Origin of the sequence: Zobellia sp. 1_MG-2023, assembly GCF_030549125.1 — a bacterium.
GTDB lineage: Bacteria > Bacteroidota > Bacteroidia > Flavobacteriales > Flavobacteriaceae > Zobellia > Zobellia russellii.
The window spans coordinates 115303-128130 of record NZ_JAUOSY010000002.1 but is presented as its reverse complement, the minus strand read 5'-3'; the positions used below and the strand labels follow the sequence as shown (position 1 = coordinate 128130).

The window sequence follows — 12828 nt, the reverse complement described above, 5'->3', positions numbered from 1 at the left end:
TACTATACTTCATTAAGGATTTCCAGTATTAATTCTGAAGCATCTTCAATCGCCATCGATTGAGTCCAGAATCGCCTCTGATTGGGACGAACAATAAAAATCTCGTTGCCTGTTTTATAATTTAATTTTTTTCTGAAATAAATATTGGTTGCTTTCTTTTGCCACAATTCTTTATCCAAGTCCTGCAATATGTCGTGTATATCCACACTAGATATTGAAACTTCCTTCTCGGAATCTTCAAACTCAACCTTAGTTATCATTAAAGGTGAGAAATGACTTATGTTTCCATAAATGGTACAATTAGCATAGAAATCCTGATTTTGTAAAAAGTCATTTAAATGCTGCGAAACCTTTATGGCATAATCTTGAATTTCATTTTTGTTAGTTGGACCAAGAACATATTGATATCTCTTAATCAATAATGGAATGGTAAATTCTACAAAATTGTCTACAATTAAGCTTTCATCGATTGAAAAGTCAAAACATTTAGATATATAGCTATCAATCTCCTTTTCAAACTTTTTTGTATTTGTATTGAAAATTTTAGATTCCTCAATTATCATCTTATCATAAATATCAGCAAGATGATATAGGTTCTTTTTGGACAAAGAAAATGGAAGTCGATAAACTTCATTAGGTTTGATTTCTTCTCTTTCTATTCCGATAGATGCCGAACATAAGAAAAGATAATAATAGGCAAGCTTTGAGTTTATAAAACAAGTTAGTCCTTTAAGTACTTTTGAATCAGAATGACTAAACCCTAAGACTTTACTATTAAACGAACAGGCTTCATCTTCATAAGAAGCACAAATTTTCCAATTGGAAAGCCCTTCCTTAATTAAGATATGTGGTGCAGAATAAGTTTTTTTTGCTCCGACGCGTCTAAATACATTAATTGTGGGTAAGTCTTCCACTTGCACGCCATAATACTTTGCATATATTTCCTTTGACGGCTGAGTAAGTCCAGAATTCAAATCTGAAAATGAGTGTGAAACGTAACGTTTAATATTCTTAGGGGCAATGTATCTATTTGGAATTTCGTTATCTACTTTCGGGTTCTTTGTAGAATTATTCAAAAATTGTAATCCAGAGCCCTTGTCAATTTTCTCATCCGATATAAACTGTTCCAGACTGTCTAAAGCATTTAGTTTTTGTATTAAATTAATATCTCTAATTCCACCCCACATTGCAATTTTCCAAATTTTTGAAGTTGGTTTATTGCATTCTTCCCGTGGAAGATATTTTAAATCTGTTCCATCAATGCTAACACCTTCAATAACATTAGATTTAATGTAGGTCTTAGGGGCATAATAGACAATTGTGTCCGATTTTTTCTTTGGTGGACTTTTTCTATAAAATGCAATACTGATTGGTCCAGTTGCTGAACCAAACAATTGACCACCGAAATCTTTAGGTGCATTTCGTAAAATCGAGAAATTATATATTTTCTCTACATAGCATTCATTAAAGAGCCACTTTCTAAAATTTTGATACGTTATTTTGGTGTTCGTCAGTATTTTGGTATTGAAAATCAAAGCGATTTCCCCATTTTCAGAGAAGTTGGTTGCCTTATGTAAGAATGGTAGAACCATTTCCTTAGCAAATCCATATTTATCACTATAATCTCGAATAGATTGGGATAAGTTCTTAGTGCCAAAAGGCGGATTCCCCACCACCAAATCAAAGTCTATTTGTTCTACTTGTGGATTTTTCTGAATAGTATCACTTCGGAATAGATTATTGCCTTGTTCGACCAAAGTATCATCTGAAGGGTCATTTATCAAATATGGTAAGCGGTAGTCTTTATTTTGCCAGATTGTCTTAGGATTCAAGTTATCTACCAAAGCCAAATAAAGACTAAAAGCAGCTACCTTGATTGACTGAGGGTGTATCTCTATACCAAATATGTTTTCCGTCAGTAGCTTCTTCAGTTCGTTAAAATCCGTGAGCTTTTCTGCATTTGCATTTTCGTGGCGCTTGACTAGACGTTTAAAACTTTCAACCAAAAAAATCCCCGAACCACACGTTGGGTCCAATACCTTAACATTAAATTCTTTTTCCGTCCTAGAGATTGGCAATTTCTCATTCAATATGAGTTCAACCAGGGAAGGTGGTGTGTAATAAGTACCTGTATCTTGTTTTAAAGTAGGGTTTATTTCAGCAAGGAAGTTCTCATAGATTTCACTTAACAATTCTATTTGAATAATGCTAAAATCGAACAGGCGTAAATCTTCAAAAAGATTCTGTTGTAAGGAATTATCATTACCGTTGATGAAACACTTTCGGATAATCTTTAGGTGTTCTCTAGAAATTGACTCATTACTATCTATAGTAAAAACATTACCATTAAAATATTCTTCCAGTTTTTTAAAAAGTGAATATGTCTTATCTGCATCGTCCAAAATGTCGAAATAAGACTTGGACCCTTTTTTTATTTCTGAATAGAACTTTTCATCAGTTGCGCCTCTGTCCTCTAAATACAATAGAAATAGAGAACGCATTATTATTTTATGAATTAGGTTTATTTCTAAACCTTCCGCTTGTAATTGCTTAGCAGTATAGGTAAGGCTCTCTACAAGATATTTATCTACCCTTCGCTGAAGGCTTATCTTCTTTCTTATGTCATACGCTTCCTCCAATGTCCATATAATACCTGTATCAATGGCAATAGTGGAAAAAAGATTTTGAAGCTGTTTAAGTTTGGTTTTATCAGAGAACTTATAAGAAGCTATTTCGAGTGTTTTAAGCTCCTTCTTATAGTCAAAATCATCTGATTTAATTATAAGAGGTTTCTCGGCACAATTATAAATACGGATTTCAGTTTCCGCATAAACATATAGAAAAATTACCTTTTTGAAGTTCCAGATTTTTTTTTGAGCCTTTGCAACTTGATGAAGAGCCAGGTCATCAAATTTTTCAACCTTTTTTAGAAAAACCGCAGGATAACTATTATGATTTTCGTCGGTACTGAAATAAATTTCATCAATACCGAAGTCTCTCACTTGATTGATTACAACTAACTGACTTTCAGAAATTTGATTAGATTCCGAAGTAACAGAGACGGCCTTGTCCAAGCCTAAATTTTCTATTATATCAAAATCAATCATATCGAAAGTTGCCCAAAATATCTGATAGTTAGTTACATACTAAATTAATTCCAAAGGTACAAATGATTTTGCGATTTTGATAATCGAAGTTTTACTATTATTTGGAATATTTCCAAATTTATGGATGCGACAGTTTAATGTGCTACCGTTTTAATATTAAAATGAGTTCCTCTAAAAATAAGTTCTATTGCACCACCTACTACACCACCTACAATATTATCTCAATGAGCATTGAATATCGACCTCGCTTCATCATAAACCCGCTCAAAATTCTCTTCTAAATCTGCCTGATTAAACTGCTTCGACACCTGCGGAAGCTCTCTTGGAATACTAGCCAATTTAAACTGTACCTTCTTATCCTTCCCATCTGCATAGGTTATAAATTCGCCCTGTTTTAACCTGAAGAAAACATCAGCACGAATCTTAGGGATTTCTTTTTCTCCAGTCGTAATACGTGTATCAAAATCGAGATTATGTCCACGACTTATACTTTTCGTTGGGTCTTTGATAATTTCAAAAAAGCGTTCGTAATATTTGGCGGTGTCTGGGTCGTTAACTTTACCAAAAAATTGATAGGACAGATTGCTTAAAATTGCTTTGCTTGCTTTATCGCCATACATCATATCATTCTGAATTTTGTCTTGCATCACATAAATAGTAGCAATGTCATAACTACGCAAGGTTGCAGGAATACGGTGCATATTCAAAAGGCGAATGGTAGGCGCTTCTTCCATCAAAAGAAAAGACGGCCTCTGACCGCGCACGCTCATTTGTTTGGTAATGGTATGAATAATAGTTGCAATTACGGGCGAATAGGATGTTTCATATTTTGGATTGTTTACCACAGAAATAATCGCAGGGTTTTCTTCTCTATTGATATTCAAGGGTACTTCGTCTGCGGACAATGCCATAAAAATGCGCTGTGTACTAATTCGTTTCAGAGCATTTGCCAATGTACTCTTGACACCAGCTGTTTGCCTATCTGAATCTTTTCCGCTAATAAAAGCATCTGCCATTGCTCTCGATGTGGTATTGGTTTCTAAAAACTGTATAAGACTGTCCGTATCTAACATTTGATAAATCGCTATCAAATGTGGCAGCGTACAATATTTAGCATAGTCGGTTTTCAGTTTCCAAATCAAACCGCCTATCAATCCTTCAGCTGCATCGTTAAAAAATTTGGTTGTTCCAGTCGTTCCTGATTCTCTTTGCTCTAAAAGATTTTCAATCAATACCCGTGACACTTCATTTACACTTTCCTCGTTCTCTAAATAGCGAGGTGCAATAGGATTTACCTTATGGATGATTTTATCAAAGGAAATGACCTTAAACGGAATATCACTATCCTTAAACAATGGATATGCCATTTCGGTCAGTTCAAAATCCTTGTAGTCGTGAATAATTCCGCAAAAGTCTTCTTCCCGGAAATGTTTTAGAAATCCATAAACCACACTTTCGGTTTTTCCGCTTCCGGCGGATCCGATGACGGATGCGCCACGTTTAATATTATCTAGTTTGAAGCTTCCTTTATTCGTAGAAAAACTGACTTGGTATTTTGTGTTTCCATTTTGTGTGTCTTCAGTCTTATGCAGAAAAACATACAATCCTATATTAATTAGCATTAGAGGACACACCAAATACAATACTATCGAAACCAATTCATTCCCTTCAGAAAGATAGAATACGAGAAATGAAAGCATTGCGATATTTAAAATAAACGCATACTTATTTACTCGAAATAGCACATAGAAAACAGTACTGGCCAAACCAATAATTGAAAGTATCGTTATGATATTATCTATCTGCATACTAATTAGATTCCAATGGAACTTGATTTTATGGCCACTTCCGCACCACGCCTTAACCGCTTGAAAACCCGAAGTGCAATCTGCGCCTGAGTAACAGGAATACTTGGAACGATTGGCAATCCTGTTTTCGTCATCATTTTGAAAGCCAATGCTTTTTCGTTAGCTGGTAATTTCATTAAGGCTGCAAAGTAAAGCTTGGGGTTTTTCACAAAATCCTTTCGTGCTTTGTAGGTCTCAGCAAAGTTGCGTTTATAGCCAAAAGTCTTGTCAAACGTCTTTTCTGCTTTCTCAAAAAAATTATCTCTATCAAAACCACGTTTTACGTTCTTTCCGTGCATTTCAACTTCCGAAGCTTTGTGTTTACTTCCTGGGGAAAGACTGATTGAATTGGAAGCATCTTTTCTGCTCACGATGATATGAATATGACTTTGGTTTCCATCTTTTTGCATTCCCTGGACTATCCGTTTTCCATTTTGTTGATGTGGTGCTTGGCGTTCCAGTTTAGCGATTTCCTTTTCCATCCTTTTAATATTCCCTTCAGCTCGTCCTTCCTGAATATTTCGGATTTCGGTTTTAAGCTGAAGTATTTTTGTAGCATACGATTGGTTTTCTTTTATCTGTTTATCCGTTCCCTTAAAGGTTCGTTGATGTTCAATTTTGGCATAGTATTTTATATCGTTTATTGAAATTGGTCTTCCATTGATTTCCCGATTGAAGCTGGCAACATAATCTTTCATCAATTCACGAGTGTAGGTTTTTAAGTCTTGGCTATTGTTCTGAAGTTTACGCAATTCATATTTTGAAGGACTGACTGTGATGGAATAAAATTTAGGTTCTTTCTTTTTCAATTTTGCGGTGTTTCCATCAATCTCTTTTACCACTTCTTCAGCAGAAATCTCATCCCCATATTGATTGAAAAAGTGTTCCATATCCTGTTGTTCTATACCTTCATTTTCTTTCTCTAAATAGCCCACAAAATCTGCTGAACTTTGTGAATAATTATTTCCCAATTTTTGGGCTGTTATTGTAATATACATAGCTCAAAAATTTATAGTTGATTACTTGGTTTTTGCTTTTCACGAAAGCGTACTTCTTTCTTTTCTTCAGCATATTTCTTTTCTACGATTAGCGGTTTTTTAGTTGGCTCTTCAGTTTCAAAAAGAGATTGAATCATCGCCACCGTAGGTTTGGTCTGTGTCTTTTCCACATCCCTCATTATAGCAATAACCGCATTGATTCTTTTGAGTAATTTAGCTTCAATGGTGCGTCCCGTTGGTCCTAATTTTTCCTTTGGCGAAATTTCATTGTAGAAGAAAAAATCGAGCATCGTGGACATTGCCTCTGTGTGTGATTTGAAGTAAGTGCGTGAGAATGTTTGGAAACGTTTTGCTGTTTCCTTTTTAAATCTAATGCCAGTAAATGAGTCCATATTTCGCCGATTTGTCGCAAAATCGTCCCTAAAAATGGGCGTTTCCAGCCCGTTTGTCGCAAATCGTTGATTGTCAGGAAATTAAAATATATTCAAATTGTTGGTAATCAGCTATTTGAAAACGAAAAGGAATCAGAAACATCGCGCAGCGTGTTACCCTCTTGCTATTCCTTTTCGTCCCGCTCGCGGGACAAAAATCCATACAATCTGGTTAAAAAACCGATTGCCATTTTAGGAAAATAATTTTCCGATATGTTATTTTTCGATGTATAAGGGTATCGGCGAAAGTCAAAAATTGGATAACCTTACTTTAATTTGTACGCTGAATTTCAGCATTGTAAAGATACATTTTTTTCTTGAATTGAAATGTGAATTGCATACAAAAACACCCCTAACATTAGAGGTGCTTAAAAGTAACTTTAGGAAATTAGATGTTGAAAACGAAGTTATACGTGTATAGATTTTTAATCATTTCCTCGTCTATCAACTTGTCATAATCTGCCCCAGTTTCGTCAACATATTCTTGAATAGATTCCCCAAAAAGATGTATAACGTGTTCCCTAGAAACCTGAAAAAGTTCCTCTTGTTTTTCCTCGCTCAAATCTTGAAATTTAATGTAAATCATAGCTTTCAGTTTTACAAAAGTCCATTATCAGAAAAACTGTAATAATCCCCATCAGGTGCAAATATCAAATGGTCAAGAATGGTAATATCGAATAGCTTTGATGCCTTTTTAATTTTGCTCGTTAGTCTCTTATCCGCATCACTAGGTTGTAATTTTCCACTTGGATGATTGTGCGTTAAAATTATTGCCACGGATAGAGATTTCAATATAACCGCAAACAATATTCGTAGGTCTATTAATGTTCCTGTTATACCGCCATGTGAAAGTTGATAGACCCCTTTTACCTTATTGCTATTGTTCAACAAAACCACCTTAAAGGTTTCTTGTATTCCGATAGTATCTTTATCCCAATCCTCAAAAAGAAGTTCGGCTGCATCTTGCGAACTACCAATTTTTTGCCATTTAGAAGATTTCAAACCGCCTTTATAACTAATCTTTATTTCGTTAACTTGTGCTTTCATTGTTTATAGTATTTAAAATGTGAATAATGAAAAAAGAGGGCGCAACTTTCGAGAGGAACGCCCTCTTTAATTTTAGGTTTACTTATCGCCTTTACTTCCAAGTAAAAGGATTTCATCGGCTACAACTTCCGTAACATAGCGTTGTTCGTTATCATCCGTTGTGTAGCTTCGGGTCTTTAGTTTTCCCGATATTCCAACTTCTTTTCCTTTAGCAACATACTTTTCTACTATTTCAGCAGTTTTGCCCCAAGCAACAATTGTATGCCAATTCGTATCTGTTTGCTTTTCGCCTTTACTATCTTTGTAATACTCATTTGTGGCTAGTGAAAAACGGGCTACTTTCTTTCCGCTTTCAAGGTTCGTAATGGTTGGTTCTTGTCCAACATTTCCAATTAACTGTACGTGATTTTTAATAGTACTCATAATAAAATATTTAAGTGATTTATATTTCCCCTATTGATTTAAAACAGATTAAATTTTAAGGGGTGTTTGTTCTTTTCTTCTGTGCATCGCACAATGGATAGAGTGGGTTTTGTCAAGACTTTTAGGGTAAAATCAGGTGTGTTTGCGACGTAGTAAAATCCTTAGATTTTCAAGGAAGTAGAAACCTTATTTTTCACTAAAACTCGTATAGTCTTGACAAGTTCCATAAGGGCATTAGCAATTCTTTTAAACGCAGTTGCGTTTGAGCGTACCGACAGTTAAGCGAAATAAGTAGCTGTGGTTAAATTAGAATTGGTTATGTCGTGCCTGTTTTTCGACGACCCGAAAAACAATTAAGGCTTTATCCATTATAAACCCCTTAAAATGTGTAAGGCAGCGGTTCGGTTTTTAAGGATTTTCGAGTGAGGGCTCAAGAAGACCGCGCCGAAAATCCTGTTAAGAAAATCGAAGTGATGTCTTTCCGATGAAAAGGCGGACTTAATTCACAATTTTGGCTCGGGAATGTAGTGTTCCTTCCCAGAGCATCGGGAAGGGTTAGCGGAATGGAAAGCGGAAATTGGGGATTGTGTCCAAGACCTGTATAATGAAGCTCTTTTCTCGGATTGTAGCTTTTCGCGAAATGAAGGGGAATGGGCTGAGTGGGTTATAAAAATAGAATATACTTATTTACCAAAGTTTAAAATGATAATTAAATATTTCTAATTTGACTATGTAAGTATTTATGTTAAAATAACTTACAAGCATTGACCAAATTTTACTATTTTGTTGGTCAAGAAAATAATCGCTGAATTGATGAATATATTTAAGAAAAAACTAGAAGATACAACGCCAAAACAACTCAATTTTGAACCAACTGAACTATTTCAAACCTTATTTCATAAAGAGGGATATGCTTACCTCAGAGGAATTCAAGAAGAAGTATTAAACTCTTGGCATATTATAAGAGCCCAACGAGATGTTCTTTGTAAAATGAATACGGGTTCTGGTAAAACGTTAGTAAGCCTGCTAATGTTGTATTCGAAAATGATAGAAGGTGTTGGACCAAGTCTTTATCTCTGCCCAGATAAACAACTCTTGGAACAGGCTAAAATTCAAGCAAATTTATACGGAATACCTGTTTGTGAAGTTGAATATGCAGGGCAAAGAAGTGTGTTTCCTGATGATTTCTTAAATTCTAAGGCTATACTCCTATGCACATTTCAAAAGTTATTCAATTCCCGCTCAATTTTTGAAAGAGATAACATTGATGTGGGTTCTATTGTTCTCGATGATGCACACGTATGTCTAGATAAAGCTAGGGATGCTACAACATTGTTAATTCCTTTCGGTCACGATTTATCCAAGAGATTACTCAAGTTATTTAAAGGGGATTTAAAATATCAAGCTCCAGGTACTTATCACAGACTAATACAAGGTGACCCTTACGCTAAAATCTTAAAAGTTCCTTACTGGTCTTGGCTCTCACGAAATGAGGAATTAATCGAGCTCATTGGTGAATTTAGTGATGATGATGAATTATTTTTCAAATGGGGATTGATTGCCGACGATTTAAAGTCTTATGATTGCTACGTAGGTCCAAGGGGTATAGAAATAGCACCTGCTTATGTGCCATTTCATAACGTAAGAGCTTTTAATGAAGCAAAACACCGATATATTCTTTCAGCAACATTTGAAGACCAAATAGACTTGATAAAAGATTTAGGAATTGATAAAAATAGTATTAAAAATGCTCTGATACCTAAAGACCGTAAAGATGTAGGACAACGCTTAATCCTAGCGCCACAGCGATTTGATTCGAGAATAACCGATGAGCAAATAATGGCCTTAGCAAAAGATTATTCTAAATCGGGAATTAATGTTATGGTACTGACGCCATCTTCGGAACGGGCAACCAAATGGGAAGACATCGGCGCTGAAATAATTGAAAATGAAAGTATCAATAAAGATATCGGCAAGCTAAAGAAAAAGAAGGGGCTATTCTATGTACTAGTTAATAGGTATGATGGTGTTGATTTGAATGGGGATATGTGTCGAGTACTTATTCTTGATGGTTACCCATCATTCAGCTCCTACGAACAGCTATATGCAGAACTACGTTTGGAATCTGTAAAAGCATCATTAAAAGCACAAATAATAGAACAAGGATTAGGTAGGGCGGTAAGGTCTGGAAGTGATTATTGTACTGTATTTCTAATGGGTAAAGACTTGCTACAATTTGTAGGTAACAAATCTAATCTTCAGTACTTCACTCCTGTAACTAGAGAACAGCTTAAATTGGGGCTTTCGCTTTTAGATGAAGAGTCTAAAGACAATGCTTTAAAAACAATTAAAGAAACAGCAAGTCTGTGCTTGGTGCAAGATATGAGTTGGCGAGAATACCACTCAGATATATTGTCCAAAATCGAAGTAGATAAAACAGATGACCGAATTTTGAAGAATTTAGAAATTGCTGATGTAGAATCAAGAGCTATCGACCAATTTAGAAGAAGGGACTATGAAGGTGCTAGTAACCTTATTTTAAATGATATTGTGGACTCGGTAGATTTAACTTCTAAACAGCGTGGTTGGTATTTTGAAAAGTCTGCCAATTATTTATTTCTTGATAATGCTCCTAAATCAAATGATTTACAATTAAAAGCAGCCCAAACGACTTCGCACATGCTTCAATCTAAAAATGGTCATAGCTATACCAAGATTACAGCTAACGAAGGGCAGGCTATACAGGTGCTTCATTTTATTAAACGCTTTGAGACATCACAAGATTTTAAAATGTATATTGAAAGTCTCTTTGAAAATCTTAGTTTCAGCCAAGATATACCGCATACTAAATTTGAAAATGCTTTGGCAGAAATTGGAAGCTTAATTGGTTTTTATGCACAAGAACCAGAAGCTGAGTTTGGGAATGGTCCAGATGTTCTATGGGTAATGACCGACCAGCATTATCTTGTGCTAGAAGCAAAATCAAGGGCAGTACACGACGTTATCACTAGAGATAACATTAATCAACTTCTAGGCTCTGGTGAGTGGTTTAAGAATCTTTACGGACCAGCAGCTAATCATAATTTGGTTACATTGCAACCGCCAAACATAAAAGGGTGGAATGTAAATACAAGCGAAAACACTCGTGTTATCGATGAAGATTCTTTAAATTTATTGAAGGACAATTTAAGAAGATTTGTTGATGGAATCAATAATTCGGGGTTTATTGCTGCTACAACGAAGGAAATTGCTAACTTATTAGGAATACATAATTTCACGCCCATTGGTTTTAGAACTTGTTATCTCAAGCCAGTTTATTCGAAAAAAGGATAGATTAAGGGTTAAAATATAGATGGCTGAGTGGTCGAAGGCTCCTGATTGAAGTTCAGGCGTACGGGAAACTGTACCGAGAGTTCGAATCTCTCTCTATCCGCAGATACGAAAGTATTTTAGCCCGCAATTTATTTGCGGGCTTGTTGGTTAGAACGGTCTCAACTTACTCTTTAAAAAAGTACTTCCTGATTTTTAGGTAAAATCTTTGCCTCTGATTTTTCAGCACTTTTCAATTTATCTTTTAGCGCCTTTCTTCTTTTATCATAAATCCATCTTCTCAAATTATTCAAAAGACCCGTTTCATATTCTGAAAGTTTGTTGGTTGCTATTTCTTTCATTGCGCCTAACTGGTCCTTATTCTTAAACTGACTCGCATATTGAAGCCCCAGCCAAGTATAAATATTTACCCATTCTGTGGGCATTGGTGCTTCGTAAGTTCTAGGCATCATATATGCTAAAGCCTCAGTAAGTGAAGCCATTTCTTCTTGTTGCATTGAACATAATAGTCTTGATAATTTTATGTTTTTAAGTATGTCTTTAGGAATTATATCCTGCCAGGCGGATTTAAAAACAACGATTGGGCTGGTAAGACAATCCATAAAATTGAAGACGAAATCGTTATCACGCTTTTTATTAGATTTCAATGTTTTTTCCTTTTCTTGTATCGGTTCACACTCAAAACCAAAGTCAAATTGTACTGTTTTTATATTATTCATAATATTTAGATTTTAGATGTAAGAGAAAATCCAGTTTAGATAGGTACTGGATAAACCTTTAAATATTCCTAAGCCATTTCATAGACTTCATCGAATAATTTTTTATCTAACCGTTCTTGTTGGCCAAAACTCTTCTTCAATGTATTGTGCAAAACCGAGTTAAAGGCATTATAGCCTAACCATAGATTCGGTTCTTCATTGAGCAATAAGGCTTCATAATTCAAAATCTCGATAACCTCACGAGACTTTTTTGAAGGGTCACTATTCTTATCGCTACACTCGTATCTAAACAGTTTAGTTTTGTCTAGAATGGCCTTTACGAACTCCTTTGTATCGATGATTTTAAATTCCTTCATCTTATCGAACTTCCTAGTAATGGTATAAAACTCATTATCCAAAAACTTGTCAAATAAGTTGTTCAATCTTGGCATAATCAAGTGCGTATTATTCTTACTATGCTTTATGGAAAACTCGATTTCCGCCTGAGAAACGTGCAGTCCGTTAGAACATACTTTTCGGTAAAATCCGAAGTGGCCAGAGGTCTTTTCGCTACCGTCATAAGAGTTTTTAAAGCGAAGCATCGGCAGTATCAAATCTTCTTTATTTTTTACAGAAAACTGACTCTTATCGTCAATAATGAAATCTGTAATGAACGACCTGTCATTTTTGTTGATGGTACGTTTATGATAGTTCAGTTGTGCATCGGATAGCATTTCTTCAGCTTTCTTGAAGAACAATAGATTCGGAATGTGTCCATAGCTGTTCGATACTACATTGACAATTTTTCCATTGGAAATTATGACGTTTTCAAGTCCACGTCTGGATTCCATCTGCGTCAAAGTTTTTAAGGATTTCATTTCTGATGGAACAAAGATTTCATCCTGTTGTAAATTTTGTAAATACATAGCTTTTGAATTTAGATTAAA

Annotated in this window: 10 protein-coding genes and 1 tRNA gene; 2 read left to right on the top strand and 9 right to left on the bottom strand. The window is 35.1% G+C overall.

What is annotated here, in order from left to right; translation table 11 throughout:
* Window positions 1-2: 2 nt before the first annotated feature.
* The 7 genes from Q4597_RS04635 to Q4597_RS04605 all read right to left on the bottom strand — a co-directional run bounded on the left by Q4597_RS04635 (window position 3) and on the right by Q4597_RS04605 (window position 7853).
* On the bottom strand, window positions 3-3107 hold the full coding sequence (locus Q4597_RS04635; RefSeq protein WP_281987800.1) for a class I SAM-dependent DNA methyltransferase: 3105 nt from the start codon (window positions 3105-3107) through the stop codon (window positions 3-5).
* 221 nt (window positions 3108-3328) lie between these two features.
* On the bottom strand, window positions 3329-4915 hold the full coding sequence (locus Q4597_RS04630) for a type IV secretory system conjugative DNA transfer family protein (RefSeq protein WP_281987802.1): 1587 nt from the start codon (window positions 4913-4915) through the stop codon (window positions 3329-3331).
* 5 nt (window positions 4916-4920) lie between these two features.
* Complete coding sequence (gene mobB, locus Q4597_RS04625; protein ID WP_281987804.1) at window positions 4921-5952, bottom strand: MobB family relaxase; 1032 nt, start codon at window positions 5950-5952, stop codon at window positions 4921-4923.
* A gap of 11 nt (window positions 5953-5963) precedes the next feature.
* Complete coding sequence (locus tag Q4597_RS04620; protein ID WP_140591979.1) at window positions 5964-6344, bottom strand: BfmA/BtgA family mobilization protein; 381 nt, start codon at window positions 6342-6344, stop codon at window positions 5964-5966.
* A gap of 427 nt (window positions 6345-6771) precedes the next feature.
* Window positions 6772-6969, bottom strand: a complete 198-nt coding sequence (locus Q4597_RS04615; protein WP_140591980.1) for a hypothetical protein — start codon at window positions 6967-6969, stop codon at window positions 6772-6774.
* 11 nt (window positions 6970-6980) lie between these two features.
* Window positions 6981-7430 carry a JAB domain-containing protein gene (locus tag Q4597_RS04610; protein WP_281987808.1) on the bottom strand — a complete coding sequence of 150 codons (450 nt, stop codon included), beginning with the start codon at window positions 7428-7430 and terminating at the stop codon, window positions 6981-6983.
* Between the two features lie 78 nt (window positions 7431-7508).
* The gene (locus Q4597_RS04605) at window positions 7509-7853 is read right to left on the bottom strand and encodes a single-stranded DNA-binding protein (RefSeq protein WP_099543840.1); all 345 of its coding nucleotides are present in this window, start codon (window positions 7851-7853) and stop codon (window positions 7509-7511) included.
* A gap of 783 nt (window positions 7854-8636) precedes the next feature.
* Here Q4597_RS04605 and Q4597_RS04600 point away from each other — a divergent pair.
* Both Q4597_RS04600 and Q4597_RS04595 read left to right on the top strand, forming a co-directional pair.
* Window positions 8637-11186: a DEAD/DEAH box helicase gene (locus Q4597_RS04600; protein WP_303404918.1), complete on the top strand. Its 2550-nt coding sequence runs from the start codon at window positions 8637-8639 to the stop codon at window positions 11184-11186.
* A 15-nt stretch (window positions 11187-11201) separates the two neighbouring features.
* A tRNA-Phe gene (locus Q4597_RS04595) sits at window positions 11202-11286 on the top strand.
* 70 nt (window positions 11287-11356) lie between these two features.
* Here Q4597_RS04595 and Q4597_RS04590 read toward each other — a convergent pair.
* Together Q4597_RS04590 and Q4597_RS04585 are read right to left on the bottom strand one after the other, a co-directional pair.
* Window positions 11357-11902 (bottom strand): hypothetical protein, encoded by a 546-nt coding sequence (locus tag Q4597_RS04590; protein ID WP_303404916.1) that lies wholly within the window; start codon window positions 11900-11902, stop codon window positions 11357-11359.
* 68 nt (window positions 11903-11970) lie between these two features.
* A complete protein-coding gene (locus tag Q4597_RS04585) occupies window positions 11971-12807 on the bottom strand; it encodes a DUF932 domain-containing protein (RefSeq protein WP_303404914.1) in 837 nt (278 codons plus the stop codon).
* Between the last annotated feature and the right edge of the window lie 21 nt (window positions 12808-12828).

What these genes read in the sequence shown, in the direction of transcription:
- Q4597_RS04610 (WP_281987808.1), bottom strand. Translation starts at nt 7,430, where the DNA reads ATGAAAGCACAAGTTAACGAAATAAAGATTAGTTATAAAGGCGGTTTG.
- Q4597_RS04585 (WP_303404914.1), bottom strand. Translation starts at nt 12,807, where the DNA reads ATGTATTTACAAAATTTACAACAGGATGAAATCTTTGTTCCATCAGAA.
- Q4597_RS04620 (WP_140591979.1), bottom strand. Translation starts at nt 6,344, where the DNA reads ATGGACTCATTTACTGGCATTAGATTTAAAAAGGAAACAGCAAAACGT.
- Q4597_RS04590 (WP_303404916.1), bottom strand. Translation starts at nt 11,902, where the DNA reads ATGAATAATATAAAAACAGTACAATTTGACTTTGGTTTTGAGTGTGAA.
- mobB (WP_281987804.1), bottom strand. Translation starts at nt 5,952, where the DNA reads ATGTATATTACAATAACAGCCCAAAAATTGGGAAATAATTATTCACAA.
- Q4597_RS04605 (WP_099543840.1), bottom strand. Translation starts at nt 7,853, where the DNA reads ATGAGTACTATTAAAAATCACGTACAGTTAATTGGAAATGTTGGACAA.
- Q4597_RS04635 (WP_281987800.1), bottom strand. Translation starts at nt 3,107, where the DNA reads ATGATTGATTTTGATATAATAGAAAATTTAGGCTTGGACAAGGCCGTC.
- Q4597_RS04630 (WP_281987802.1), bottom strand. Translation starts at nt 4,915, where the DNA reads ATGCAGATAGATAATATCATAACGATACTTTCAATTATTGGTTTGGCC.
- Q4597_RS04615 (WP_140591980.1), bottom strand. Translation starts at nt 6,969, where the DNA reads ATGATTTACATTAAATTTCAAGATTTGAGCGAGGAAAAACAAGAGGAA.